The organism is Vibrio sp. 1F263 (assembly GCF_041439035.1).
Taxonomy (GTDB): Bacteria; Pseudomonadota; Gammaproteobacteria; order Enterobacterales; family Vibrionaceae; genus Vibrio; species Vibrio tasmaniensis_A.
Genome location: NZ_JBGONI010000002.1, coordinates 127,688 through 153,635, shown reverse-complemented (window position 1 = coordinate 153,635; position 25,948 = coordinate 127,688). Strand labels below are relative to the sequence as shown.

Here is a 25,948-nt window from a genome sequence, read left to right as displayed (position 1 = left end):
AATTAGGGTGATAGCCGACAGCAGTTTTCTTGGGCTGCGCCGCTGTCGACTATCGATATTGGGTTTAGTTGTTACTTATTCACTCACCATCCATTAGGCTTACGAAACTTCCGTGACTTCGATTTGGTTAGCCTTGGTTAGCATTTCATCTCGTTGTGAATCTGAAGAAGAGCTCAAGCTCGGCTTAGGAAAACGCTGCTCTCGTTCTTTGATGAATGACAGGCTAGTGTCCATTTCTTCGCTGTTGATGTAGTGCTGGAAACGCTTCATTTTTTCAGGGTTTTCGATGGTGGTTTTCCACTCACATTGGTATTTTTCGATGTTAAGGGCGATATCGGCTTCAAGTTCTTCAGCAACGTTGAGCTTGTCTTCAATCACGACTTGCTTGAGGTATTCAATGCCGCCTTCAAGGTTTTCCATCCATACCGATGTACGCTGTAGGCGATCCGCGGTACGTGTATAGAACATCAGAATGCGGTCGATGTATTGCAGCAGGGTGGTTTCATCAAGGTCGGTCGCGAAAAGGTCACCATGGCGAGGGCGCATACCGCCGTTACCACAGATGTAGAGGTTCCAACCTTTGTCGGTTGCGATAATGCCAAAGTCTTTTGATTGGGCTTCTGCACATTCACGAGTACAGCCAGAAACCGCAAACTTGATCTTGTGGGGTGAGCGCAAGCCTTTGTAGCGGTTCTCTAGTCGAATCGCTAAGCCAACACTGTCGTCGACACCGTATCGGCACCATGTGCTACCGACACACGATTTCACGGTACGAACTGACTTACCGTAGGCATGGCCCGTTTCAAAACCCGCATCAATCAGCTTTTTCCAGATGATTGGCAGTTCGTTAAGTTGCGCGCCAAACAAGTCGACACGCTGACCACCGGTGATCTTGGTGTAAAGGTCGAATTCTTTAGCGACTTCGCCAAGCACGATTAGTCTATCGGGTGTGATTTCACCGCCAGCAATACGCGGAACCACAGAGTAGGTGCCGTCTTTTTGCATGTTACCGAGGTAGATGTCGTTGGTGTCTTGCAGTTCTATGTGTTGATCTTCAAGGATGTAATCGTTCCAGTACGAAGCCAGAATCGAACCGACAGCCGGTTTACACACAGTACAGCCCAATCCGTTTCCGTGAGAATCTAACAGCTCATCGAAGGTCTTGATTTTGTTGACGCGGATGATGTCAGTGAGCTCTTGGCGAGAATAAGCAAAGTGCTCACAGATATCGTTAGAGACTTCCACACCTAGGTTACTTAGCTCGCTATCGAGAACCTGTTTAGCAAGGGCAGAACAACCGCCACAACCTGTCGAAGCATTGGTGGTTTCTTTTAATGCAGCCATCGTGGTACAGCCAGCAGAAACCGCGTCTTTAATGTCACCTTTGGTCACATCAAAACACGAACAAATCACTGCGCTATCGGGCAGAGCTTCAACGCCCATTGCCGAACCTGAATCATCGGCCACGTTAGGTAAAATCAATACTGATGGGTTTTCAGGAAGAGGCATATCGTTTTGTTTGATTTGCAGTAGCGAACCGTAAGCTTCTGCATCACCGACCAATACTGCACCGACAATCTTTGTACCGTCTGCCGAGATGATCAGGCGCTTATAAACTTGCTCAATTTCATCGTTATAGGTATACGACTGAGCGCCTTCCGTCTTGCCGTGTACTTCACCAATACTGGCCACATCGACGCCAAGCAGCTTGAGCTTGGTACTCATGTCAGCGCCAGTAAATGCAGCATCGTCAGTACCGCCGGAGACAATATGCGAAGCCGCGACTTTCGCCATGGAGTAACCGGGTGCGACTAAGCCGAAGATCTTGTTGTCCCAAAGCGCACACTCACCAATCGCATACACGTTGTCGATGTTGGTTTGGCAGTGATCGTTAATCACGATGCCGCCACGTTCACCAATGGCAATATTAGAGCTGCGAGCTAGAGCATCTTGAGGGCGAATACCCGCAGAGAACACGATCATATCGGTTTCAAGGTGGGTGCCGTCTGCAAAGTTCATTCTGTAGCGAGCGTTCTCACCCGCGACTATCTCAGAGGTTGCCTTCTCGGTATGAACTTGCACGCCAAGGTCTTCAATTTTTCTGCGCAGTAGAGCACCGCCACCGTCATCTAACTGCACGGCCATCAGGCGAGGTGCAAATTCAACAACATGTGTTTCCAAGCCAAGGTTTTTGACTGCGTTTGCCGCTTCTAAGCCAAGTAGGCCACCACCAATCACTACGCCAGATTTGCTGCCTTTGCTTGATAATTCAATGGCGTCTAAATCTTCGATGGTGCGATAAACGTGGCAGTGTTCTTGGTCGTTACCGGGAATAGGGGGAACAAAAGGGAATGAACCGGTCGCCAGAATTAAGGTGTCATAACTCTCGGTATGTCCCGATTCAGTCACAACGCACTTATTTTCAGTATCCAGTTGAGCGACTCTCGCGTTGAGAAGGTAATTGACGCCATTGCTTTGGTAATACTCTTCGCTGGTTAATGCCAAATCATCAGCATTTCCGCGCTTGAAGTAAGCCGTCAACTGAACACGGTCGTAGGCCAACCTTGGCTCTTCACTGAAAGTAATAACATCAAACTCATCACTGTCTGATTGCAGGATGTTGTCGATAAATTTGTGTCCAACCATGCCGTTACCAACAACGACGATTTTCTTCTTGCTCATAATCCATTCCTTATTCTCGGCGTCACCATCACTAGCATCTAATTTCTAGTCGTTAGCAGATGAATACCGGGTTGAGATTCCACTCAATTCATAATCATCAAGAAAAACAAAAATGTTTTTTCTAAGTCTTGGTTTTTAGTGGAGCAAGGAGGGTGCCAGATTGCGAGTTGTTCATTCAAATAAAATTTAATCTATATATTTCAGATGTTTAAAAATTAAAGGTGGCGCGTAATTACCCCTAAAGTGGTATGTAAAATTTTTGTTAGATTTATATAAATGAGCGTTTGTGGTGCAACTTTCTGCAAGATGGTGCAAAAATTAAGTTTCTATCTTGGCTAAGTTCGATTTTGTTCAGTGTTGATATTTTTAATTTCATTAAGTTGTTGTTTTTAAGTGGTAATATTTCAATTTGGTCGAGTGGTGTTAAGTGGCGTGCTATTTGCTTGGTTTCAGTTATTACAATTATGGATAATTGAGCGAGAAACGGATGACCGATTCAAACAGCGGCTGGATAAAATCAACCTGTGCTTATTGTGGTGTAGGGTGTGGAATAGAAGCGAGACCGACATCGTTAGGAAAACTAGAAGTACGTGGTGATAAAGATCATCCATCAAACTATGGAAAGCTATGTACTAAAGGGATTGCGCTTGGTGATACTGTCACGCCTTTAGGGCGCCTAACACAGCCTGCTCATATTCAGAATGAGCAAAAACAAGAGCTGGATTGGAACAGTGCCACTCAGTTGGTTGCAGACAAATTCAATCAAACGATCGAAGAATTTGGGGCCGATTCGGTTGCGTTTTATGTTTCTGGTCAGCTGCTTACCGAAGACTATTACGTTGCCAATAAACTGATGAAAGGCTTCATCGGCAGTGGCAACATCGACAGTAACTCTCGCCTGTGTATGGCTTCTAGCGTTGTTGGGCACAAGCGTGCATTTGGCAGTGACACAGTACCTGTCTGTTATGAAGATCTCGAGCAAGCCGATCTCGTCGTTATTACTGGCTCAAACCTCGCTTGGTGTCACCCTGTGCTATTCCAAAGGTTAAGAGCCGCGAAACAAGCCAACCCTGCATTGAAAGTCATCGTCATCGACCCGCGTTATACCGACACCTGTGAAATCGCAGACATTCACTTGGCATTGGAATCTGGCTCAGACGTGGCGCTGTTTAACGGCTTATTGGGCTATCTCGACGATAACGACAAGCTAGATGCAGACTACATAGAAAACCACACTCAAGGCTTTACTGAATCAATTCGATCTGCGACTCAATATCGTTATACCGAATCAGGCTATACCGAATCAAGTAAGTGCGACAAAAGTGTTCCTGAGCTCACAGGGTTAACAGAGCAGCAGTTAAAACAGTTCTACAGTTTGTTTGCATCGAACGAGAAGGTGCTGACCATTTACTCCCAAGGCGTGAACCAATCGACACAAGGGTGTGACAAGGTGAATGCCATTATTAACTGCCATTTAGCCACCGGGAAAATAGGTAATCCGGGTATGGGGCCATTCTCTGTAACGGGTCAGCCGAACGCCATGGGCGGGCGTGAGGTGGGCGGTTTAGCCAATACGTTAGCGGCGCACTTTGAGTTTGGTGATCCGCAATCACACCAAACCGTTAGTGAGTTCTGGCAAACCGACAGCTTAGCGACTCATGCTGGCTTAAAAGCTATAGACCTATTTGATGCGATGAACGACGGTAAGATAAAAGCCGTGTGGATCATGGCAACCAACCCCGTCGTGAGTTTGCCGGATAGCGAAAAAATCAAAACCGCATTAGAGAAGTGCCCGTTTGTGGTGGTGTCTGATTGCATTGCCGATACGGAAACCACACGTTTGGCTGATGTGGTGCTGCCCGCGCAGGGTTGGAGCGAGAAGTCGGGCACTGTGACCAATTCAGAGCGCCGTATATCAAGGCAGCGCCGTATATTACCAAGCCCAGGCGAAGCCAAACCCGATTGGTGGATATTAAAAGAAGTGGCACAAAGAATGGGATTCAAAGAGCAGTTTGATTACCGTCACGAAGGCGAGATCTTCAAAGAGTATTGTGAGATGACAGCACTCGGTAATGAAACAGGTAAAACGCGTGACTTGTGCTTAATCGGTCTTACTCAGTTAGATGAGAAAGGCTATGGCGAACTCACTCCACAGCAATGGCCAGTGCTAAAATATCAAACAGAGATCATTGAGCAGCGCATGTTTACCGATGGCGAGTTCTTTACTGAATCTGGCAAAGCGCAGTTTATCGCGGTTGAGCACGATAAGCCGATTGCCGATACCAGTGTCGAATTCCCGCTTATCATGAACACAGGGCGAATCCGAGACCAATGGCACACCATGAGCCGCACGGGCTTGGCCGCAGGTTTAGGCGAACACACACCAGAACCCTTTGTTGCCATGCACCCAGATACGGTTGCAGAGCTTGGCTTAGATGAGTTTGGGCTAGATGCCTTCAACCACTCCACTATTAATCCAGTGGTGAAAGTGCGCAGTGCACAAGGGGAGTGCCAAGCTCGCTTAGTGGTAACAAAAGAGATGCGCCGAGAGCAAGTTTTCATGCCAATTCACTGGAACGCCCCGACCGCCAAAGATAGCAAGCCGTGTGACCTGATCTTGCCTCATACCGATGCCACATCAGGCCAGCCAGAATTCAAACACACACCCGTTGTCGTAGAACCGTGTGGTTATCGAAGTGAAGCCGCACTGGTCAGCGATAAGGTGATGGATTGCAGCGGCTTTGATTATTGGGTACGCCAAAGAGTGGAGGGCGGTTTTCTGTATCGCATCTCATCATCTAAGAACCCAATGGAGTTGGTGATTCAACTTGCCAACACACTCGATGCCTTACCAGAACCGAATGCAGAGGCGATTAAATCACTCCATTACCACGGCAATAAATCATTCAAGAACTACGGTTCTGCCAAGCTGGGTCAATCTGGCGTAAAGCAAGCCTTCGTAGTGAACAGTAAGCTCGACCATCAAAGCATCGACTGGCTGGTGGAGTGCCTAACCCGAGAAGCCGATGAAGAGTTTGAAGCCGAGTTTTTGAGTACCATGGCAAAGTAGTTACTACCTCTTATTCATCCATATTTATAACGTAGACGCCGACTATCATGTCGGCGTTTTTGTTTGAGAACACGACTCCCAAGATATGAACAACTCACATATTGGGTGGTTTTCTGCATTTTGATGAAACTATATGGAAAATTTCTGCTTTCCGTCATGTTTGACGCAGGAATAAGTAGGTAAGATTATGTTATTAAATCAGTTATTGGATTAAGTGCAGTGTGTCTTGGAAACTAGGAAGAATTGGTTCAGGGACAAAATGCAGAATTTTTCTGTCTAAAATAGCTGTTGTGTAAATGGTGATAAATAATGAGTATATCGACGGAAATTAAAGTAAGCGTAGGGACTGCTGCCATTATTGCAATCGCCACGTTTCTCTTAAAAGATGTATTAATAGCTAATTTTGTTACTCCTACAGTAATAGAGCAGATTAAGAGCGCTGGTCATCTTAATGATGACTTAAAACAGGGACGGTATGTAACTACCACAAAAGATTCATTCAACTCGAATCACGTTATCAATTCAGAACTATTAGTTTCACTAAAATCGGAAGAGTATGTACTTAACTCACAGTTGTCTGAACTGGACACACAGCTAAAAGAGACAGTGAGTGGTAATAAGACACGCATTCAAAACCTATTAAGTCGTGAATCAGAGAAACTTGCTTTGGTTAAAGCAAAGCAAGAGAAAATAGTCGAGGCGATAGAACTGTTGGATGCAAAAATTGAACAAAAAATAGCTATAAAAATATATCGCCATTCGGATGACCGGTACCGAGGCAAAATTCAGCTAAATGCTGCAAATAGAATAATAGCCACCTTGGTCTCAAATGGTCAAAAATATCAAGTGGAATCTGGGCAAAACAGCTATGACTACAAGGTTGTTTTAACACCTCTCAAAGTTAAAGAGCAAGTCAGCTATGATGCTGTAGCAAACTTGCATATCGATGACCACGATAAGCTTTTTACCAACGCAAAGAGTAGGGGAATCGGAAGTGCTTACCTTAAACTTTGAAAATTCACATAACAAGAAATTTAAGAGTGATTCACAACGCTTGGCGCCCTTACTTCAAGTAAGTTTAGTGTTTATGGCACACTGGTTTAGCTAAGGTGTTAGCGTTGTTCACACCTTAAATTGGCGTTATAACGTTGGAGAAAAGATGAAAGAAATCGACATTGAGTGTAAGTATCTCCTATTAAGAAAAAATAGTTACACAGAAGCAGATAAAAATTTCACGTTTAATAAAAAGGTCGGTGAAATATCTATAGAAGTGGAGGTCTCATATTCTCGTGACGATGTAATATGTAAAGTAAAAGGCGCAACTTTGTCTGAATGCTATATTCAGGAGTTGTTATCTCTTAATCGTTTCGAGGGAGATAATCTTTCTGAACAATGCCGGAATACTATTGGTGTTTATTTTAGTATGGCGTTGCAGTACACAAAGGATATTTTACAGTTGATAAAATATCATTTAGGCCATGATGACCTTCAAGAACAGTTAATATCTATACATTCTGAACGTTGGATGCTTAAAGGTGATGAGTTCCGTGAATTACCTATATCAATAGGAGTGGTTGTATCTGGAGGTAATGTCTGTCCTTTAAGAGAGGATAGTATTCAGAAAATTGAAGCTTCGATTGAATCAGAGATAGTTCCTCTGTTGGCGATGCGTCATTTGCATAGAGCTAAACATGAGGGGTCACCTCATCATCAATGGATTGATGCAACAATTGCTGCTGAGTTAGCAATTAAAGAGGTTTTATCAAGAGCAAACCCTCAACTTGAAGCATTATTATTGAATATGCCTTCACCTCCACTTACAAAGCTTTATGGCAAAATTCTAGAAAATTATTTAGGAGAAGTGTCGCCATATAAAAAGCAATTAGCTAAAGGCTCAGAAATTCGTAACATGCTGGTTCATAGGCATGATAGTCCAGCAATTGATGGCCAAGAAGCAGTAGATTACGTGCGTGATGTGGAAAAAGCTATCTTCCATTTGCTGACATTGTTGTATCCAGGAGATGAGCTAATACGAAGCACCTACGCTCGTAAAACGTTATAACAAGGCAATCAAGGGTGACGCGTTACACTCGGCGGCTTTGGTATGGAGTTCGGTGCGCTTTGTAAGTTGGTCGTGGCGCACCTTATTGCTGGCGTTATGTTTCTAAGGAGAAAAATCGTTGATCATCGATTCTGAATTTTTCGTTAAGTCTGCGAAAAAACGAGCAGAAGTAGCGATTGAACTTGCTAAATGGGGATGGTATCCAACCCCTTGCGCTCCAGTTAACGTAAAGTTATGGCAGCTAACGGCAAATAATCAGGTAAACGAGTTCCATGTTGAAAGGGGAAAGAAATACCTTTTACAGAACATGGAATATTGCTTAGATAATGCACCTATGCGAAGTTGTGTTCTCAAGGCTGGTTTCCGACTTCATGAGTCTGGTGAATTTTATGGTTCTATTCCCATATTTTTGGCTCAAGCTGAAGGTGTTTTTAATGAAGTTTTTAAACGTAGTATTTTTAATAATAAACATCGCTCTTATGAAAACATAAGTCAGACTCAAAACTTAGAAGAAGGTAGTTTTTTTGACGCCTTTTTAGCTAGTACGTATGTTAAAAACCAAATTGGTGCTGATAAATCACAATGTTCAGAGAAACTAAAAGTTAAGGGGCCAAATAGAAACGGGATAATGCATGGTGATGCAAATCACGTTGACTATGGTTCTGAAATCAACAGCTTAAAAGCCTTTAGTCTTTTATGTTGTGCAGTATGGCTATCGAAGTTGGACGCCGAAACATAACAAACGACTATGGCGTCAATGATTAGTTTTTTGCTGTATTTTCATCCCACATGGCGCCATCTCTCGGCATAGAGTTTAGGGTCACAACCATCTTTCGAACACACGCGATTATTACGACTTTCTTAGGCTTTCCGACAGCTAAAAGTCGAGCATAAGTCGCTTTGAATACGGGGTTACATTTAGCCAATTTCCTGTTTCTTTTGTCGTCACATATCCTCTGATTCCTAAAATGCCATTCTCTTTATTTGCGATGCCTTTCGGCTAGGTTAAAGTCACCATCAAATTATGAATCGATATCGAATGTGATAATGGGAATTAATCGCATCAATCATTTACCTTGCAAGTTTTGATTGGTAAGGTGTTGTTAAAGATAGGTTTATCGTATTTTAAGTTGGTTGGCTTTATGGAGGAGCAACAATGGGAAGTGGCAAAAAGAATATTTGGCTCGAGTCTGACTCGATTGTAACAAGGAAGAGCCCAAAGCCTCTTAGGCTTAATACGTTAGAAAATATCTACGTTAAAGAGCATGACATCAAAAGTAAAATCACAAGGTCGTTCTTTATTGCGGTTGTGTTTAGTTTACCTATTTTCCTTTTTCGTCCACTTGTTGGTATTGGTGTGTTTTCCATAATTGGTATCGTTGGATATCTTTTAACCAAAAAGTATGAGTTACGTGTCGGTGTTTTCAATAACGATGACGTTGGTGTTGTAGAGTCTGGGTTATATTCGTCAAACGAACGCGAGGAACTCGATGGAATAGTAAGGCTCGTGATGGAATATAAAACAGGCAAGTAATAAAAAATAAGGATTAATATGATGCGTTACGCTCGGCGGTTACGCTCGGTGGTTACAGTAAGAGTACCGTGTACTTGGTTAGTTCTGTGGGGCTCACTTTCTTACGGGCGTTAGGATTGATATTGATTATTTACACATATAATAAGTTGGTTGGTAAAAACATGAAACAAGCTGTAGAAATGAAGAAATTTAACTTACCTATTAAAAAGCTAGGTGCCGGAATTACCGTTGCTTTTGTTCTCTTTAGTTCAGTTTATACTGTTAATGAGGGGCACATTGGTATTGTTAAGCGCTTTAGTGAAGCTAAAACACAGGTAAGCCCAGGCTTACACTTCAAAGTACCGTTTATCGACAGCGTTGAAGAAATTGAAGTTCGAACACGCAAGAATGAAGAGAAAATGGCCTCTAGTACAAAGGAGCAGATGCCAGTTACTGTCGTCGTATCCGTTAACTGGACGGTAGATAAATCTGCAGCGTTAGATCTTTTTAGACAGTATGGCGGTCTTCCGCAATTTGAAGCTCGTATTCTTGACCCTAGATTTAGGTCGGCAACCAAGGATGTTATTCCTAAGTATGATGCAGAGCAGTTAATTCAAGATAGAGCGAGTGCTATTCAGGCGATTGAATCCAATTTAATTGAAGAAATGGCCGCGTTTCCAGTAAGCGTAGATAATATACAGATTGAAAATATAGCCCTACCCAAAAAATACCTTACCTCAATCGAAACGAAGCAGACTGAGAAAAACTTAGCAGCTGCCGAGAAACATAAACTGGCTAGACAAAACTTAGAAGCTCAAAGAGCCGTAAATACGGCAAAAGCCGAAGCTGATGGTATTGAGCTTATCGCTATAGCTGAAGCGAAGGCGATTAAATTAAAAGGTTTTGCTGAAGCAGAAGCGATTAATGCAAAGGCCAAAGCTCTTGGGGACAACCCATTAATCATTAAACTGACCGAAGCTCAAAACTGGGACGGAAAGCTGCCAGCAACAATGTTGGGTGGTGAAAATATGCCTATTTTGGACATGAGAGCTAAGTAGGATTAAGGAAACTAAAAGTTGTTCCCAACACAGACTTCATGTCGGTGTTGGGTTTGTGCTTTATACCAATCTATACCAAATCACACTTCAGCGTTGAGGTACATTGTTCCTCAACGTTATCTGATTCAAAATCTTGCTGTTTGATCAAGCTAATGGCGAGACTTATTGGCATAGGTTTATAGAAGTAGAAGCCTTGAATGTAGTCGACGCCTAGTTTCGACAAGATCTTCAGTTGTGACTCGTACTCAACGCCTTCAACTATGACTTGCATGCCTAAGGTGCGTGATAGCTGAAGCATGGATTCTAATAGTGGGATACCAAAACTGGATTCGTCGGATATGTTTTTCACGAACACGCGATCAATCTTGAGAATACTGAACGGAAATTGCCTTACAAAGTCTAATCCTGCGTAGCCAGTACCAAAGTCATCTATGGCAATTCTTACACCAAGATCAGATAGCTTTTGCAAGTTGTCCTTAATTTTGACCATATCGGCATCAGAACACTCACCATCCTCTGTCACCTCGAAAACCACTTGCTTGAGAATCTCAGGGTGTCTTTTAAAGATGCTAATCACTTTATTCGTGAAGTTACTGTTGGATACAACGTTTCGGCTGATGTTGACGCTGATGTACTTTGATGCAAACACCTCTTGATTACTTTTCAATGTCGTTAACACTTCATGCAGCACGAAATAGGTCAGCTTCTCAATCAAGCCTAAACTTTCAGCCAATGGAATGAAGATAGCAGGGGAGACGTTACCTTCAATTGGATCGTTCCATCTCAATAATGACTCACAGCCTACGATTTTATTGGTGCTTTGATTAACGATCGGTTGCATGTGAACATGTAGGTGTTTGTTTTTCAGAGCACTGGATAGCGAATATTCTAAGCTACGTTGGCTCTGTTTTTTATGCTTGAGGGAAAGGCGAATAATGGTCGTAATTCCCGCCATAAGAAAGCCAAACCATAAGTGACTCAGCATGAAGTTAATATAATACCGATAACCAATATATGAGGTGACGGTGAATGGGTAGATGTCTGACTGTATCCGTACCGTCGCGTTGTATGAGCCGAGGTCGGTAGGGTGAATGTCTCTTTTGATCACCTCAACTTTAGAGTTAATGCCATGGCTACTCAAATTAGCTTCTACAAGCTCAAAGATGAAGTGCGGAGGAATCATCAGGCTCACTCCCGAGCCTTCCTTAGTCGAGAATATCAGCATGATGGATTGCACCTTAGTAATCGCTGAGTTTGAATACGATAAGGTGGTTAAATTTGGGGCGTCATTGAGCCGCTGCCTGATGGTGTTGTATAGGCGAAATGAAACTTCACCATCAGTGGTTGAACAGTAAAATCGGTTCTCTTTGTCGAACACCGCGGCTTCTTTCACCCAATCAGCTTCAAAAACGTTTTGTCGAAGTTGTCTAACAATCGTGTCGCAAGGCTGATCTGGGGTAATTTCAGATAAAAAACGGTCGAACCTTGATTGAATCCCTTCTAACCTCGTTTCTACTAACCTTGATGTGTCTTCGGTTAACGTTTGGTAATGAGACGGTGTTAAAGGAATGAGCAATGCCATGAAAAAAAAGAAAGAAATGGCAAAGAAGAACGAAGTTTTGGCAAAATGCTGGTACTTGATATCCATATTAAGAGAAGCGTGACCGATTGGTGTGTGCATACAACTTAATTTATAAATTTAACGATAATAACGCAAGCTTATGCATAAATAGTGTGAACAAAAGTCTGAGTTATTGATATAAATAGCGTAACGCATGGTCGCACTATAGAAATCAGTATGTTAGATATGCTTCCAAGGTTAAGAGTGTCGTTTTTTTGTTCAGTACTTTTGCGTTTTTTGATGAAGCGGATTGTTGCCGGTTTTTTATCATCAAATTGAAAACTGTAATTTTTGAAATAATGCGAGTGAGTGGATTTGAGCGTAATGATAAAAAATATGATTTGGATGTTGGTGCGTGTTTTGATCGCCTACTTGTTGATTGCTCCTACTTACGCGATCTTTATCTTGTCTAATTCCGCAACACCTCGTCTTTTTGAGACCAAACCAGAAGTGTTAGCTTGGCTTTCGTGCTTTCTTCTTGTGATTGGTTATGTATTGATTAGGTTTTCTAGAACGAGGTATGTGGGAAAATTATTATCGCTTGGTGTATTGGGGGCGGTAGTGTTAATCATGTATGTCGATGAGCGTTATCGGATTTTTGAAGTCAGTGTTCACGCATGGAGCTTATTTTTAGCCGCTCTGTATTTGATTATGCTTTTGTATTTCATTTTCCCGGTTAAGCAACTTAAGCCGCTACTGAGTTTAGTGCCTGTCGCAGGCGTGTCATGGTTTTTAGTTTGGGCCATAGTCAGCCCAATAAATGTAACGTATGAATTGATTAGCAGTAAAACAACAATTTCAATTGCGAACTATCAAAAGGTAATCGACTTGCTACCTGAGTTGTACCTAGATGGTTTCCAGTCAGGTTTGTTTTCCATGCTTCTTGTTCTGTGGTTGTATGCTCTTGTGGTTTTTGGACACAATCCTAAACGCAGTTATCAACAATTGGCGTTTTATGTCGTTAAGATTCGTAATGCTTGGCATTAATAGGGCGCATATATGTGCTTTTGAATTAGGGGATAAATAATGAAAAAGGCTTTAACGGTCGTGTTATTAACGTGTTTACCTTTGCTTGCATCAGCATCCGATGATGTTGTCGATTGCGAGAATGCAATGAATACCATAGAGATCAATCACTGTGCGTCGATTGAGTTGGATACTGCACAAGTGGAGCTTGATCAATACCTTGAAGCGAGCTTTGAACACAATGCTTATGATGCGGAGTTGGTTAGCTCAATCAAGATGGCTCAAGACAGTTGGCAAGCTTACATGACGGCACATTGTGACTCGGTGTATACCCAATGGCGTGATGGTTCAATTCGAGGTCTTATGGCGCTTTCTTGCAAAACTAAGCTGACTAAACAAAGAACGCATGAGGTGTGGGAAAACTTCTTAACCTACATGGACAGCACACCACCAGTTTTGCCAGAGCCCAAGCTGATGAAGTATATGAACTGAGTGCTTATGAGAGTGTGTGCTTGCTTCAACCATTGGCGCTCGAGTCAGCAAGCGATGGGGGATTATCTTACCCTGTCGTTCTTAGTCTCAAGTTTGAAGTGTTACCGAGTAAGGATTCGATTTTGAATAGTGTCAGCGTCACTCTTGTCCAGCTTGAAGTTGAATACAAAAATAAACAAATGAACATCTCGCGAGTCTCTGAGCTTTTGGAAGCTGAGACGGCAGTGGGTGATATCACGTTGCTGCCTGAACTGTTCTCTACTGGATGTATCTTTAACGATGCCGCAGAAATTCATGAACTGTGTGAAGACTTCAATAACAGCCCGACCATTGATTCATTAACTGCGCTTGCCACGAAACATCAGACGTTAATCGTTGCGGGTGTCGCTGAGGAAGATAATGGTCAGTATTACAATAGCGTTGTGGTGGTTGATGGTTCAGGTTTGCGTCATAAATACAGAAAAGTCAGTCAAACGAAATTCGACAAAGAGTACTTTTCTAGAGGAAATGAACTTCTTACTTTTGAATACAAAGGCTTGAAGTTCGGTGTCGCGATTTGCTTTGATATATGGTTCCCGGAGATCATGAGACCGTATCAGTCGGTAGACGTTATTCTCCATCCTGCGAATTTTGGTGGTCATCATAGCTTTGCCATTGCACAAGCAAGAGCGTTAGAAGAAGGGTGTCATATCGTGACCTGTAATCGCGTCGGGCAAGATGTGGTTGATGCCTTTACCGCGACATATTGTGGCGGCAGTAGAACCTATTCACCGAAGGGAGACTTAATGCTTCAACTCAGTGAGCATCAGTCTGTTGAAACGATTAATATTCAAGACTTGTCTATTGCGCCTCAATACAATGGTGTTGATGTGTTAGATGAAATACAACAGATAGCGTCTGCGTTGAATCGTTAACAAGACAAGTAAACGCAATAGAATCGAAAAGGGCAAGGTTAGATAACCTTGCCCTTTGTGATTTAGTCTGTGGAGGGCTGAGCCCTAAATCGCTTTGACGCTGCTTCGTTCAACTAACGTTGGCTCTAACTCAACAACTTGCGGATACGCATCTGGTGTTTTGAGTCGGTTCAAGAGAGTATCTACCGCCGCTTTACCTAAACGGTGTTTTGGCTGGTGGATAGTGCTCAATGCTGGGGTCATGTATTTTGACAAGTGGATGTCATCGTAGCCAATGATCGAAAGATCGTTTGGAATCGACGTGCCATCTTGTGCGGCAGCGTGAATCATACCCATTGCCATCATGTCATTACTCACGAAGATTGCTGACGGCATTACGCCTCGGGTTTTTAGTGTTTGGTAAGAGTCAAAACCGCCGTCGCATTCGAAGTTGGATTCAACAATCCACTTAGGGTTGATCTCTAGCTTTGCTTCTTCCATCGCTTGCTTGAAGCCTTGATAACGAGAAGAGGCTTGATTGCGGTGAAGTGGGCCGGTGATACAACCAATCTGAGAGTGGCCGTTGTCTATCAAATGCTTGGTCGCCATGTAGCCACCTTGGTGCGAGTTGTCTTGGATCTTATCACTCGCGAACAGCATTGGGCCCCAGTCCATGACCACAACAGGTAGTTCTGGGTAGCGTTCAAATACGTCAATATGCTGCCCTTCAAGGGTTGAACACATCAACATCAAGCCATCGACTCTCTTTTGCAACAAGGTATCGATAGATGACTTCATACGGTCGCTGTCGCCTTCGGTGTTACACAAGATAAGGTTGTAGCCTTTCTCATAACAACGACGTTCAACACCTTTTACTACTTCGCCAAAGAATGGGTTTGTAGAGGTAGTAACCAGCATACCCAAGGTTTTGGTTTGCTTCATTTTCAAGCTGCGAGCCAATGCAGACGGCGCGTAGTTGAGTTCTTTAGCCGCACTGTTAACACGCTCAGCAATCTCTTCACTGACAAAACGTGACTTGTTGATCACATGGCTGACGGTTGAAGTAGAAACCTTTGCTAGCCGAGCGACGTCTTTCATTGTTGCCATAAAAAATCCTTGTGGGAGTAACTTGCCACGTTGCGCGATATTCTGCCTGAATACAGGGGCTTATGCTTGTTATTTGTTGTTACCGAATTTGAAGGCTAACATCCGTTAACTAAGGTTTAGATCAGGAGTTAAGCCTTCAAATGGGTATCAAGCTAGGCAGATAGTTGCTCTGATAAAAACGCATCGGTTTCAGAACGGCTCGGAATCGACGTTTGAGCACCAAAGCGAGTTACGGAAATAGCAGCAGCGGCATGAGCAAACTTAATCGCGCGCTCAAGTGGCATATCTTCAAGCAAGCCTGTCACCAATGCGCCGTTGAAGGTATCACCAGCAGCGGTTGTATCCGTTGCTTCAACGCGGAACCCAGCAATAAGCTCGCCCTTGTCGTTTTTACTTACCCAAACGCCTTTCGCGCCAAGTGTGATCATCACAGTCTCGATGCCTTTCGCGTGCAAAGCCAAAGCTGCCTGATGAGCGGATGCACTATCCGTCACGGTAATGCCCGTCAGCACTTCAGCTTCAGTTTCGTTGGGTGTGATCACATCAACACAAGCAAGTAATGAATCCGATAATGGACGAGCAGGAGCCGGGTTTAGAATAACTTGAGTGCCATTCTCTTTTGCTACTTTTGCTGCGTATTCAATGCCTTTAATTGGCGTTTCAAGTTGAGTTAGAAGGTATTTAGCGCCACGAATCTTCTCTAGATGCGGTTCAATTTGGTCGCAAGTCAGCTTGTTGTTGGCTTCAGCAGAAAGACAAATGCTGTTTTCACCTGTTGCTGATACTTGGATCATCGCGATGCCTGTCGGCGTGTTGTCTGCAACGATAACACCATCGATGTTGATGCCATCTTTAGCAAAATCTTTACGAATATTGATGCCGAATGGGTCGTCACCGACACAGGCGATAAAGCCGATATCTGCGTTTAATCGCGCTGCAGCTACCGCTTGGTTTGCGCCTTTGCCGCCAGGGATGACCTGATAGTTACCGCCAATCAAGGTTTCACCCGGACGAGGGAAAGAAGGAACTTGCAGTACGTGGTCAGCGTTAACGCTACCTAAAACAATCAGTTGAGTCATGATACGAGCCTTATGATATATCGTATTTGAAAATGCATGGGTCTTTCTCATTACGTAAATTGCTCGCCTTGTTAGACGGCTTATGAGAAACAGCGATGCACTGTCGGTTTTTTTGTTTTTTCTTGAGTCTGTGAACCAATGAGCTAGTGAGTTAAGAAAGCAGGGGATAGGGGACCCCTGCTTAATTAGGTCAAGAGTTAAGCTAAGTTAGTTGGTAATAGATAAGTTACTTAGCGATGATTTTTAGAGCTACTGGTACGTATTCGTCTACTGTCTCGCCTTTCAGTACTTTGTCTGCTATTTCAATACCTAAAGAACCGATTAGGTCAGGCTGTTGTGCAACCGTTGCGCCTAGTAGGCCGCGGTTAACAGCAGCGATACCGTCTTCAGTGCCATCAAAGCCAACGATCATCACTTCTTTACCTGAAGCCTGAACGGCGCGAAGAGCACCTAGTGCCATTTCATCGTTTTGAGCGAATACCGCTTGTACATCTGGGTTAGCAGCAAGCAAGTTTTCCATTACGTTCAGACCTTTAGTACGGTCGAAATCAGCAGGTTGGCTTGCAAGAAGCTCAAGGTCGCTGCCGTTTACTGCGTTCATGAAGCCTTCGCCACGTTCACGAGCAGCCGATGTACCCGCGATACCTTCAAGTTGAATTACTTTCGCTTTCTCGCCCACTTTTTCCATGATGTAGTGACCCGCCATTTCACCACCAATTACGTTATCAGAAGCAATGTGGCTCACTACGTCACCACGGCTTGCACCACGGTCTAGTGTCAGTACTGGAATGTTTGAACGGTTAGCAATGCGAATTGCGTTAGACACTGCATCTGAATCTGTAGGGTTAATCAGGATTGCCTTAACACCACGAATGGTTAGATCTTCAATGTTCGAAAGCTCTTTGCTTGGATCGTTTTGAGAATCAAGAACGATAAGCTTGTAGCCTAGCTCTTCTGCTTTCGCTTCTGCGCCATCTTTCATGGTTACAAAGAATGGGTTATTCAGTGTAGACAGAACGATTGCCATTGTATCTTGCGCCTGTGCAGACACAGATACTGTTGTAGAAAGAAGGGCAGCAGAAATAAGAGTCGCTAATTTTTTCATGGTGTAAGTCCTTTATGTAGGGTGAGCTAGGTTGGATAACCCTAGCTCGTTGTTACATTATTTATAGATTTAATGTTTATAGGTTTGTTACTGATAGATATTTCAATTAAAGGTGCTTTTCTATGGGTTTTCTATAGATAAAGCAGGGTGTTGCATTGACTCAAACTAGAGTCTTATTTGTTTTTGTTGTCGACCAATACTGCCAGAAGAATAACCACTGCTTTTGCAATCATCTGGTAGTAAGAAGATACGTCTAATAGGTTTAGGGCGTTGTTTAGGAAGCCGATAATCAGTGCACCTATCAATGTACCCATAATGCGACCACGACCGCCCGCTAAGCTTGTGCCGCCAAGAACCACGGCTGCGATGGCGTCTAATTCATAACCCATACCTGCGGTAGGTTGAGCAGATGACAAACGCGATGCCACGATGATGCCAGCCACTGCAGCTAGCAGGCCACAGATTGCGTAAACGCCGATTTTCACTTTGTCTACGTCGATGCCTGATAGGCGAGTTGCTGATTCGTTGCCACCCAGTGCGTAAACGTAACGACCAAAGCGTGTGTGGTTTAATAGGTACCATACTGCTGCGAACACCACGACCATGATCCATACTGGAACTGGGATGCCCATTGCGTAGCCTGTACCGAACCAAGCGAATGCGTCTGCTGTGTCTGTGAAGCCTGTTGAGATAGGGCGACCGTCGGTGTAAACCATGGTTACGCCGCGAAGTAGTGTCATGGTTACAAGCGTTGCGATGAAGGCTTGGACTTTACCCTTAGCGATAATCACACCACTAATAGCACCTAATGCTGCACCAGCTACTAGAGCGGTTGGCACTGCGATCATCACAGGGATTTCCATGCCAATCATGCTGGCTGCGAATGCACCACAAAGCGCAAGTACAGAGCCGACACTCAAGTCGATACCCGCGGTTAAAATAACCAGTGTCATACCGACTGCGATAATCGCGTTAACTGAGGTTTGACGCAGGATATTCAGAATGTTGTCGACAGTAAAAAAGTTTGGGTTTAGGAAAGAAACGACAACAATCAGGAAGATCAAAGCAATCAATGACTTTTGATCAATCAGCCACTCTTTGCTGATTAATGGTTTTTTCTTTGGCGCTTCAGTTTCAGTTGTTTTGCTCATGGTTTTAGTACTCATGCTGCGTCCTCGTTGATCTTTTTACCGACCGCACACGCCAGTAATAATTCTTGGTTTGCTTCTTTAGCATCAAATTCACCGCTTACACGGCCTTCATGCATCACCATGATGCGGTCACTCATTCCTAACACTTCTGGCATTTCAGATGAGACCAAAATAATGCTCATGCCGTCGGCTTTAAATTTATTAATGAGTTGGTAAATCTCTTTCTTAGCACCGACATCGACACCACGCGTTGGCTCATCGAGAATCAATACTTTTGGTTTTGTCATCAAGCCTTTAGCGATAGCCACTTTCTGTTGGTTACCACCAGAAAGGTTGCCAATGATTTGCTCGCGAGTCGGGGTTTTGATGTTGAAGAGCTTGATGAAGTCATCCACGGCGATCACTTCGTCTTTATGTTGGATTTGACCGCTCTTTGTCAGTAGGTCAAGTGAACATAAAGACATATTCTCTTTCACTGAAAGCCCTAGAACTAAGCCGTCGCCTTTACGGTCTTCAGAGATGTAAGCAATGCCATTCGCCAAGCCATCTTTCGGGCTTACCGGGTTGATGGTTTTGTTTTCTAGGTTGATGACGCCGCGTTCACTTGGAAGGGCACCGTAAATCACTTTCATCAGTTCGGTACGACCTGCACCCATTAGGCCAGATACACCAAGAATCTCGCCGCGCTTTAGAGTAAAGCTCACGTCATGAACACCAGAACCTGTCAGGCCAATCACTTCAAGGCAGGTTTCACCGTGGCTCTGTCCGATACGTGGATATTGCTCGTCCAGTTTACGGCCAACCATCATCTCGATTAGGCCATCTTCGTCGGTGTCTTTTACTTCACATTGTCCAATGAACTTACCGTCACGAAGCACGGTGATGTCATCACAAATCTCAAAGATCTCTTTCAAACGGTGAGAGATGTAAACAATGCCACAGCCTTCATCACGTAGTTCGTTAATTACTTTAAATAGAGACTCAGTTTCGGTATCGGTTAGTGCATCCGTTGGCTCATCCATGATGATGACCTTAGATTCAAACGATAGGGCTTTCGCTATCTCTACCATTTGCTGCTCACCAAGGCTTAGCTGACCTAAAGGAGTTTTTGAACTGTGTTTTACGTTAAGGCGTTTAAGTAGCTTGTCCGCTTCTTGGTACATTTCGTTCCACAAGATACGTCCCATGGTGCCTGTGATTTCACGACCTAAGAAGATGTTCTCGGCGATGGTTAGCTCAGGAATTAGGTTCAACTCTTGGTGAATGATGCTAATGCCGGCTTGTTGTGAATCACGTGGTCCTTTAAATGCTGCGGGTTTACCTTGGTATGCGATAGTGCCGCCGTCCAAGTGGTAAATGCCGGTAAGCACTTTCATCAACGTTGATTTACCTGCACCGTTTTCCCCCATTAACGCCATTACGCGCCCTGGGTAAACGTTGAGGCTCGCCTTATCTAGTGCTTTAACACCTGGGAAGGCTTTCTCAATTGAGCTAAGTTCTAAAATGGCTTGAGTCATGTCGGTTCCTTTACTCGGGGCCAGTTGTATTTGATTGTTCTGCATAAATATTGTTTTGGTTCAGTGATGACACTGAGCTGTCGTTGCGCTTAGGTTCAAACGCTGAGCTTGAGCTAAAAGGTTACGCCAGCTTGGAAAATAACATTTGCGTATGGCGTGCATTCGCCAGTACGAATAACCGCGCGGCTGTCATGCGTTCGCTCTTTGAATTCTTCATGAGTGATGTAAGTAATCGAAAGCGATTTGCCGCAACGCGCTTCTTCTGTCTTAACTAAATCAATCAGTGCAGCGTGATGGTCTGGGCTTACTTTCGCAAACTCTTCTGCAATCACAACGCCTTCAATCTGAGATTCATCCAGCATGGTTTTTACTGTTTGCTGAAAGCTCGGAACACCATGAGTTAAGGCAAGATCAATACGAGTTACGTGATCTGGAATCGGCAAGCCCGCGTCACAAATCGTGATTTCATCTGTGTGGCCAAGAGTCGCCACTAAGTAAGAGAGTTCAGAATTAATTAGAGTACTTTTTTTCATATCACGACCTATCGAAAAATAACGTTTAATGGGTTGAGAACAACTCAAGAAAAACCATCGAAACGTTTCGATAGTGATAATAGTGTCTGATTTATCATTTGCACTCTTCACTTTCCTAGAGTGTGATAACGATCATCGAAACGTTTCGATGGGGCGTTTTTTAGTGATCTTAATCAACGCCATTGATTGCATAAATACGTTCACAATGGAGATATAAAGAGTGCGCTACGGCGTGTTGCTCATACAGTTTTGACACAATGTAGTGTCGCTTAAATTTAATTAAGTGGGGTCAACCGACAAAATGTAGCCAAACTTGGTGATTGTGGTTATCTGAATGTCTGGTGTTCTTAAGCGCGTAAAAACATTACGCAGATTATAGATGACGTTAGCAAGTATGTGAGGAGAGGTGAGTTCCCCTTCCCAGCACATATCAATAATATCTTCCCTAGAAACGGGATCCCCTAAATTTTCTGCCAGTAAACAGAGCACCGAAAGTAGGTGAGGGCGTAAAGTGATTTTATTCCCCTGTTCATTAGTAATCGTTCGAGAGTCAGTATCAATGATTAAGCCGTTGAGCTCTATTGTGTGGTTCATCGTGTTTCTATTCGTCTTATTCTGAATGGTTGAGATTGAGTTAAGTCGCAAGCTACTAAAGCGTGTGGATTATGCAAAATCACGCCACTCTTGAAAGTAAGCTTGCGTAAGTGCGAGGTGGAAAAACCTAAAAACCGGATGATTTGGAAGGGAATAGATTGTTCAAACAAACGTTAGGTGTTTTTTTATTTCTTTTTTATTCAGGCTCTTATGGTGTTTTAACTAATTCTGTTGTCTGGGGTTATAAAGTGATTACATTTTTATTTATTTTTTTGTTTTCTGTGAGCCTATCATGTTCGCGAATTCGACGGGGTGTCGGGTAACTCTAACAAGATTGTGCAGCACAGGAAGGCGTAACAATCTTGATTTGCATTAAGTAAGGTCAAGTAGTAATGGGCAATAAATTAATTCTAAGCATCGCAATGATGTCAGCATTTGCAGCAAACAATGTAATGGCAGCGGACAGTGGTTTGTATCTAGGTGGTGCCATTGGTACTTCTGGCGTCGATGATGGTGGACTATTTTCATCAATTAAAGAGCCAGTGACGTTTGAAGCAGAAGACAATGCTTACCGTATCATTGCTGGCTATAAGTTTAACCGTATTGTATCACTTGAGCTTCAGTACACGGATTATGGTGATGTGGTTGCTAAATATCCTTTAAGAAGCAACGCTGGCTTTACATGGACTCCTCAAGTCTTTTCGATTGCTGCAAACCTTGGTTATACGTTTGATAATGGCGTTCGCCCATTTGGTACAATTGGCTTATCTTCAATCGATCTCGATATGAAGTATGCAGACGGTTCACGTCCTTCAAGTTCTGATTTAGATGATTCTGGTGCAGGTGTACGAGTTGGTTTTGGCGTTGAGTACACGCCACTTTGTGAATTAAGTCTGAGACTTGGTTATGAAGCCGATGCATTTACAGTAGAAGTTGACGAAGGCAGCTCTTGGAAACAAAGAAAGGTAGAGAAAGATATTGTATTGGCTTCTTTCTACCTTGGCGCAACCTATAACTTTTAAGTTCCGTAATTGGATAAACGGTAAATCGGTTTCTAAATGGGGCGTCGGTTGGCTCAACCCGTTTGGCTAAAGTGGAAGGCCGCAGTTTTTGACTGCGGTTTTTTTCATGTTCAACTCAGGTAACTCTCGATTGAAGATGTAATCGAATAGCTAGGCTTCACGGATATGAGCGGTGACAGCAACGATGGCATGGTCAGTACTGAATTGGTCGTGTTCAAAGCTGGGATTGATGAGGTGATGGTCGAGCACTGTGTAGCAAGAGATTTCCATCATGCTTGATGAGTTCTGACAGTCAAATTCGTTCGACATTAAAATGTAATCCAGAACAGAACCAGAGGCACCGTAATAGTGGGTTGGTTTGCGTTGTTCAAGTAAGTCTTGTTCATGCAATTGATGATAAATATCCCAGCTGTCTTTTAACCGGAAGTGGGAAAGCCAATGCTTGCTGTTTTCGTCTCTGTTTATTGAATAACTTAATAGCCCTTTAAACTCGTCGTTGAATAGAGGCTTATTAAAGTCACCCATTAACACAACAGGCTGATCGGTTTGGTAACGATGATTGGTGATGTATTGATGCAGCATCTGAGCTTCAAGGCCGCGCTGCACGCTAGATAACCAAGAGCCAAGTTGCTCTTGGTGGAAGCGAGTGAGCGTGTCACTTTGTGATTTTTCACCTTGCTGAGCGTTATCCACATCGATAGATTCTGCTTTGGGTTCTGTCGGACGTTGTGATTTGAAGTGCACCACATAACAGTCGGTTGAACCTAAATGGGGTAACGTAATCGTGGCATGAACAGGCGTTCTGTTGAATGAGAAATTGTCTCCAAGGTTGAACGCTGTCAGTAACTTCGAATCTGGCGTAACAGGCTGTACATTTTCAATTGGGTAGCGGGATGCGATACCAACGACAGGGGAGGTGTATAGGTAATCATCTTCAACGTCTGCGCTATCGACGACTGCAAAGTATGGATAACCTAGCTCATTCATCAAATGCTCTAAAGACTGCGGGCTAAATATCTCTTGAAAGCCAATCACATCACAATCTAATGAACGAATCGTTTCAGCCATCCAGTGCTGTTTCTTCTGCCATTCATCGAAGCTGTAGATGTTCTCAAAATCATAATACGCATTCGGCGGTTCGAGATAGTTCAGCAGGTTGAACGTTGCAAATGTTATGTGGTTTGGTTTGTTCAAAGTGTCATTCCATTTAGACCTAAGCAGCAAGGATACTCCAGTAAAGTATAGTTTGTTGATTATTTAGAACCTAAATTTCACTTTCAAAGCGAATCAAAGGGAATCTAAACCGTGGAGGCTTATGTCATTCTCGCTAGAGCAATCTCCTTCCCCCGTTCTTTCCAGCGCCACCAAGCTAATTAAAGGAATCAAAGCAATCAGCGCCAACTGCATCCAATAACTTCGAGCGGTGACGAGTTAATTGTAAATAAACCGTCAGAGATGAAGTGCTGATGGTTTTATTAGTTATTACATGATGTTAGATTTGAACCTATACTTGTTTTAACGGCATGCATTCAAAGCCGATTAATCAACTTGAATATAGAATTCATAACATTTGAAGGGAGAGTCAAATGGGAACAGATTTCCGAAGCAAAGCCTTGCAGCGCACTCAGTTTTTCAGGTCTAATTTGAAGTCATGTGCAGTCATGCTGCCGCTTATTGCTCTATATCCCTCCGTCACACACGCTTCTGATACCGAATCAACTCCTACTGTCACCGTTATTGAAACCACACAATTGGTTGGTTTTGGTGAAGCAAAATATCCAGCCGATTTCACTCACTTCGATTACGTTAACCCTGATGCGCCAAAAGTAGGCAAAGTGACTTATGGCAGCATAGGTACCTACGATAGCTTTAATCGATTCGGTTCCCGCGGCGTTGCTGCCAGCTATACGGGGGAGATTTACGATACCTTGATGTTTTCTCCGAGCGACGAGATCGAGGCGTATTATCCATTGATCGCTTCAAAGGTTCGCTACGCCAGTGATTTCACTTGGATGGAAATCGACATCAACCCAAATGCTAAATTTCAAGATGGTAAACCAATCACTGCGCACGATGTTGCCTTCACCTTTGACAAGTTTTCGAAAGAAGGTGTGCCTCAATATCGCGTGTATTACAAAGAAATCGAGTCTGTAACGGCTGTCTCTGATTCGGTTGTTCGTATTGAGATGAATAAGCCAAACCGCGAGAAGCTGTTTAGTTTTGCGCAAAGCACTCGTGTATTGCCGAAACATTTCTGGAAAGACAGAAAGCTGTCTGAGCCTCTAAGTGAACCACCAGTAGGCAGTGGTCCCTATAAGATCATCAGCTACAAGTCTGGTCAAAGCGTTACATACGGTTTAGATGAAAATTACTGGGCTGCGGATTTGCCCGTCAATGTTGGTCGTAATAACTTCAAGCAAGTGCAATACGATTACTATCGCGATGACACCGTAATGCTGGAAGCCTTCAAAGCAGGGGAGTTCGATCTTCGAACCGAGAACTCGGCTAAGTTCTGGGCCAACTCTTACACAGGCGCGAACTTCGATAAAGGCTACATCATTAAAGAAGAGATCAACCATGAGAAGCCTGAAACGACTCAAGGTTTTGTCTTCAATATTCAATCTCCTGTGTTCTCAGATCCTAAAGTTCGAGAAGCGTTAACCTATGCGATGGACTTTGAGTGGATGAACAAGAACATGTTCTATGGTCAGTACAAACGTACTCGTAGTTATTTCCAGAACACCGACTATGAAGCGAAAGGCTTACCAAGCGCAGCTGAAGTTGAATTGCTGTCTCAGTACAAAGATCAGATTCCAGCGCGAGTGTTTACCGAAGAATTCCAACCTTCAGTCACCGATGGCAGCGGCCGTATTCGTAGCCAAATGCGTACCGCTTTCAAACTGCTGAAAGAAGCGGGTTGGGTATTGAAAGACAAAGTGATGACCAACGAAAAGACCGGCAAGCCGATGTCATTTGAGTTGCTGATTTACAGCCCAACCACGGAACGTATCGCAACGCCGGTTCAAAAGAACCTTAAGCGCATGGGTATTGAGATGAAGATCCGTACCATCGATACGACTCAGTACATCAAGCGCTTGCGTGATCGTGATTTCGACATGGTGTCGTCGTCATTTTCCGCAAACCCTTACCCTAGCCCGAACTTAATGATCGTTTGGAACTCTAACTACATTGATTCTACTTACAATACTGCAGGTGTTATCGATCCAGTGGTTGACGCGTTAACAGAAGAAATTGCGCGTAACCAACAACATCCTGAAAAGCTTCTTACTCTCGGTCGTTCACTGGACCGAGTATTGCAGTGGAATTTCTACAACATCCCGCAATGGCACGTTGGTGAATATCGCGTAGCAATGTGGGACAAGTTTGAGCGTCCAGATGTATTGCCTAAATACGATTTAGGTATCGATACATGGTGGATTTCAGAAGAGAAGGCGGCATTGCTTCCTGAAAAACGTCGCTAGG

The 25,948-nt window shown here is 43.6% G+C and carries 21 protein-coding genes and 1 pseudogene; 11 read left to right on the top strand and 11 right to left on the bottom strand.

Annotated features, from left to right (window positions below; all coding sequences use genetic code 11):
- Positions 1-99: 99 nt before the first annotated feature.
- Entirely contained in the window at positions 100-2,682 is a 2,583-nt protein-coding gene (nirB, locus tag ACED25_RS01970; RefSeq protein WP_371694508.1) for a nitrite reductase large subunit NirB, read from the bottom strand.
- A 472-nt stretch (positions 2,683-3,154) separates the two neighbouring features.
- On the opposite strand from nirB, the gene ACED25_RS01965 reads away from it, so the two are divergent.
- From ACED25_RS01965 to ACED25_RS01950, 4 genes are all read left to right on the top strand, one after another.
- Positions 3,155-5,752: a molybdopterin oxidoreductase family protein gene (locus tag ACED25_RS01965; protein ID WP_371694507.1), complete on the top strand. Its 2,598-nt coding sequence runs from the start codon at positions 3,155-3,157 to the stop codon at positions 5,750-5,752.
- Positions 5,753-6,061: 309 nt separating this feature from the next.
- Positions 6,062-6,766: a hypothetical protein gene (locus ACED25_RS01960; protein WP_017102563.1), complete on the top strand. Its 705-nt coding sequence runs from the start codon at positions 6,062-6,064 to the stop codon at positions 6,764-6,766.
- Between the two features lie 145 nt (positions 6,767-6,911).
- Positions 6,912-7,814, top strand: coding sequence for a hypothetical protein (locus ACED25_RS01955; protein ID WP_017102564.1), 903 nt, complete (start codon positions 6,912-6,914; stop codon positions 7,812-7,814).
- 118 nt (positions 7,815-7,932) lie between these two features.
- Positions 7,933-8,553 carry a hypothetical protein gene (locus tag ACED25_RS01950; protein ID WP_017102565.1) on the top strand — a complete coding sequence of 207 codons (621 nt, stop codon included), beginning with the start codon at positions 7,933-7,935 and terminating at the stop codon, positions 8,551-8,553.
- Between the two features lie 22 nt (positions 8,554-8,575).
- Here ACED25_RS01950 and ACED25_RS01945 read toward each other — a convergent pair.
- Positions 8,576-8,728: pseudogene (locus ACED25_RS01945) on the bottom strand (IS110 family transposase); the annotation flags it as partial.
- 242 nt (positions 8,729-8,970) lie between these two features.
- On the opposite strand from ACED25_RS01945, the gene ACED25_RS01940 reads away from it, so the two are divergent.
- Both ACED25_RS01940 and ACED25_RS01935 read left to right on the top strand, forming a co-directional pair.
- A complete protein-coding gene (locus ACED25_RS01940; RefSeq protein WP_012600811.1) occupies positions 8,971-9,348 on the top strand; it encodes a hypothetical protein in 378 nt (125 codons plus the stop codon).
- Positions 9,349-9,509: 161 nt separating this feature from the next.
- The gene (locus tag ACED25_RS01935; RefSeq protein ID WP_049779392.1) at positions 9,510-10,385 is read left to right on the top strand and encodes a prohibitin family protein; all 876 of its coding nucleotides are present in this window, start codon (positions 9,510-9,512) and stop codon (positions 10,383-10,385) included.
- Positions 10,386-10,455: 70 nt separating this feature from the next.
- Here the strand turns inward: ACED25_RS01935 and ACED25_RS01930 are convergent, their stop codons facing one another.
- Positions 10,456-12,033: a cyclic diguanylate phosphodiesterase gene (locus ACED25_RS01930; protein ID WP_029222841.1), complete on the bottom strand. Its 1,578-nt coding sequence runs from the start codon at positions 12,031-12,033 to the stop codon at positions 10,456-10,458.
- 297 nt (positions 12,034-12,330) lie between these two features.
- Between ACED25_RS01930 and ACED25_RS01925 the strand changes: the two genes are divergently transcribed.
- The 3 genes from ACED25_RS01925 to ACED25_RS01915 all read left to right on the top strand — a co-directional run bounded on the left by ACED25_RS01925 (position 12,331) and on the right by ACED25_RS01915 (position 14,378).
- Positions 12,331-12,993: a hypothetical protein gene (locus ACED25_RS01925; protein ID WP_371694506.1), complete on the top strand. Its 663-nt coding sequence runs from the start codon at positions 12,331-12,333 to the stop codon at positions 12,991-12,993.
- Between the two features lie 39 nt (positions 12,994-13,032).
- Positions 13,033-13,464, top strand: a complete 432-nt coding sequence (locus tag ACED25_RS01920; protein ID WP_009844901.1) for a lysozyme inhibitor LprI family protein — start codon at positions 13,033-13,035, stop codon at positions 13,462-13,464.
- A gap of 122 nt (positions 13,465-13,586) precedes the next feature.
- Positions 13,587-14,378 carry a carbon-nitrogen hydrolase family protein gene (locus ACED25_RS01915; RefSeq protein WP_029225296.1) on the top strand — a complete coding sequence of 264 codons (792 nt, stop codon included), beginning with the start codon at positions 13,587-13,589 and terminating at the stop codon, positions 14,376-14,378.
- Positions 14,379-14,462: 84 nt separating this feature from the next.
- Here the strand turns inward: ACED25_RS01915 and ACED25_RS01910 are convergent, their stop codons facing one another.
- The 7 genes from ACED25_RS01910 to ACED25_RS01880 form a co-directional block, all read right to left on the bottom strand.
- The gene (locus ACED25_RS01910) at positions 14,463-15,464 is read right to left on the bottom strand and encodes a substrate-binding domain-containing protein (protein ID WP_017099333.1); all 1,002 of its coding nucleotides are present in this window, start codon (positions 15,462-15,464) and stop codon (positions 14,463-14,465) included.
- A gap of 152 nt (positions 15,465-15,616) precedes the next feature.
- The gene (rbsK, locus tag ACED25_RS01905) at positions 15,617-16,543 is read right to left on the bottom strand and encodes a ribokinase (RefSeq protein ID WP_017099334.1); all 927 of its coding nucleotides are present in this window, start codon (positions 16,541-16,543) and stop codon (positions 15,617-15,619) included.
- A 226-nt stretch (positions 16,544-16,769) separates the two neighbouring features.
- A complete protein-coding gene (gene rbsB / locus ACED25_RS01900; RefSeq protein WP_012600805.1) occupies positions 16,770-17,648 on the bottom strand; it encodes a ribose ABC transporter substrate-binding protein RbsB in 879 nt (292 codons plus the stop codon).
- A 173-nt stretch (positions 17,649-17,821) separates the two neighbouring features.
- A complete protein-coding gene (gene rbsC, locus ACED25_RS01895; protein ID WP_009844905.1) occupies positions 17,822-18,814 on the bottom strand; it encodes a ribose ABC transporter permease in 993 nt (330 codons plus the stop codon).
- Complete coding sequence (rbsA, locus tag ACED25_RS01890; RefSeq protein WP_009844906.1) at positions 18,811-20,316, bottom strand: ribose ABC transporter ATP-binding protein RbsA; 1,506 nt, start codon at positions 20,314-20,316, stop codon at positions 18,811-18,813. Before rbsA ends, rbsC begins: the two co-directional genes overlap by 4 nt.
- 113 nt (positions 20,317-20,429) lie before the next feature.
- Positions 20,430-20,849, bottom strand: a complete 420-nt coding sequence (gene rbsD / locus ACED25_RS01885; protein WP_009844907.1) for a D-ribose pyranase — start codon at positions 20,847-20,849, stop codon at positions 20,430-20,432.
- A gap of 279 nt (positions 20,850-21,128) precedes the next feature.
- Entirely contained in the window at positions 21,129-21,443 is a 315-nt protein-coding gene (locus ACED25_RS01880) for a winged helix-turn-helix domain-containing protein (RefSeq protein WP_017099336.1), read from the bottom strand.
- 392 nt (positions 21,444-21,835) lie between these two features.
- On the opposite strand from ACED25_RS01880, the gene ACED25_RS01875 reads away from it, so the two are divergent.
- The gene (locus ACED25_RS01875; protein ID WP_017099337.1) at positions 21,836-22,465 is read left to right on the top strand and encodes a porin family protein; all 630 of its coding nucleotides are present in this window, start codon (positions 21,836-21,838) and stop codon (positions 22,463-22,465) included.
- 150 nt (positions 22,466-22,615) lie between these two features.
- Here the strand turns inward: ACED25_RS01875 and ACED25_RS01870 are convergent, their stop codons facing one another.
- The gene (locus tag ACED25_RS01870) at positions 22,616-23,659 is read right to left on the bottom strand and encodes an endonuclease/exonuclease/phosphatase family protein (RefSeq protein WP_017099338.1); all 1,044 of its coding nucleotides are present in this window, start codon (positions 23,657-23,659) and stop codon (positions 22,616-22,618) included.
- Positions 23,660-24,051: 392 nt separating this feature from the next.
- Here ACED25_RS01870 and ACED25_RS01865 point away from each other — a divergent pair, with 392 nt between their 5' ends.
- Complete coding sequence (locus tag ACED25_RS01865) at positions 24,052-25,947, top strand: extracellular solute-binding protein (protein WP_371694505.1); 1,896 nt, start codon at positions 24,052-24,054, stop codon at positions 25,945-25,947.
- The last annotated feature ends 1 nt before the right edge of the window (position 25,948 follow it).

Excerpts from the sequence above, each read along its gene's own strand:
- nirB (WP_371694508.1), bottom strand. The coding sequence starts at position 2,682 with ATGAGCAAGAAGAAAATCGTCGTTGTTGGTAACGGCATGGTTGGACAC.
- ACED25_RS01960 (WP_017102563.1), top strand. The coding sequence starts at position 6,062 with ATGAGTATATCGACGGAAATTAAAGTAAGCGTAGGGACTGCTGCCATT.
- ACED25_RS01955 (WP_017102564.1), top strand. The coding sequence starts at position 6,912 with ATGAAAGAAATCGACATTGAGTGTAAGTATCTCCTATTAAGAAAAAAT.
- ACED25_RS01940 (WP_012600811.1), top strand. The coding sequence starts at position 8,971 with ATGGGAAGTGGCAAAAAGAATATTTGGCTCGAGTCTGACTCGATTGTA.
- ACED25_RS01935 (WP_049779392.1), top strand. The coding sequence starts at position 9,510 with ATGAAACAAGCTGTAGAAATGAAGAAATTTAACTTACCTATTAAAAAG.
- ACED25_RS01930 (WP_029222841.1), bottom strand. The coding sequence starts at position 12,033 with ATGGATATCAAGTACCAGCATTTTGCCAAAACTTCGTTCTTCTTTGCC.
- ACED25_RS01925 (WP_371694506.1), top strand. The coding sequence starts at position 12,331 with ATGATAAAAAATATGATTTGGATGTTGGTGCGTGTTTTGATCGCCTAC.
- ACED25_RS01920 (WP_009844901.1), top strand. The coding sequence starts at position 13,033 with ATGAAAAAGGCTTTAACGGTCGTGTTATTAACGTGTTTACCTTTGCTT.
- ACED25_RS01910 (WP_017099333.1), bottom strand. The coding sequence starts at position 15,464 with ATGGCAACAATGAAAGACGTCGCTCGGCTAGCAAAGGTTTCTACTTCA.
- rbsK (WP_017099334.1), bottom strand. The coding sequence starts at position 16,543 with ATGACTCAACTGATTGTTTTAGGTAGCGTTAACGCTGACCACGTACTG.
- rbsB (WP_012600805.1), bottom strand. The coding sequence starts at position 17,648 with ATGAAAAAATTAGCGACTCTTATTTCTGCTGCCCTTCTTTCTACAACA.
- rbsC (WP_009844905.1), bottom strand. The coding sequence starts at position 18,814 with ATGAGTACTAAAACCATGAGCAAAACAACTGAAACTGAAGCGCCAAAG.
- rbsA (WP_009844906.1), bottom strand. The coding sequence starts at position 20,316 with ATGACTCAAGCCATTTTAGAACTTAGCTCAATTGAGAAAGCCTTCCCA.
- rbsD (WP_009844907.1), bottom strand. The coding sequence starts at position 20,849 with ATGAAAAAAAGTACTCTAATTAATTCTGAACTCTCTTACTTAGTGGCG.
- ACED25_RS01880 (WP_017099336.1), bottom strand. The coding sequence starts at position 21,443 with ATGAACCACACAATAGAGCTCAACGGCTTAATCATTGATACTGACTCT.
- ACED25_RS01875 (WP_017099337.1), top strand. The coding sequence starts at position 21,836 with ATGGGCAATAAATTAATTCTAAGCATCGCAATGATGTCAGCATTTGCA.
- ACED25_RS01865 (WP_371694505.1), top strand. The coding sequence starts at position 24,052 with ATGGGAACAGATTTCCGAAGCAAAGCCTTGCAGCGCACTCAGTTTTTC.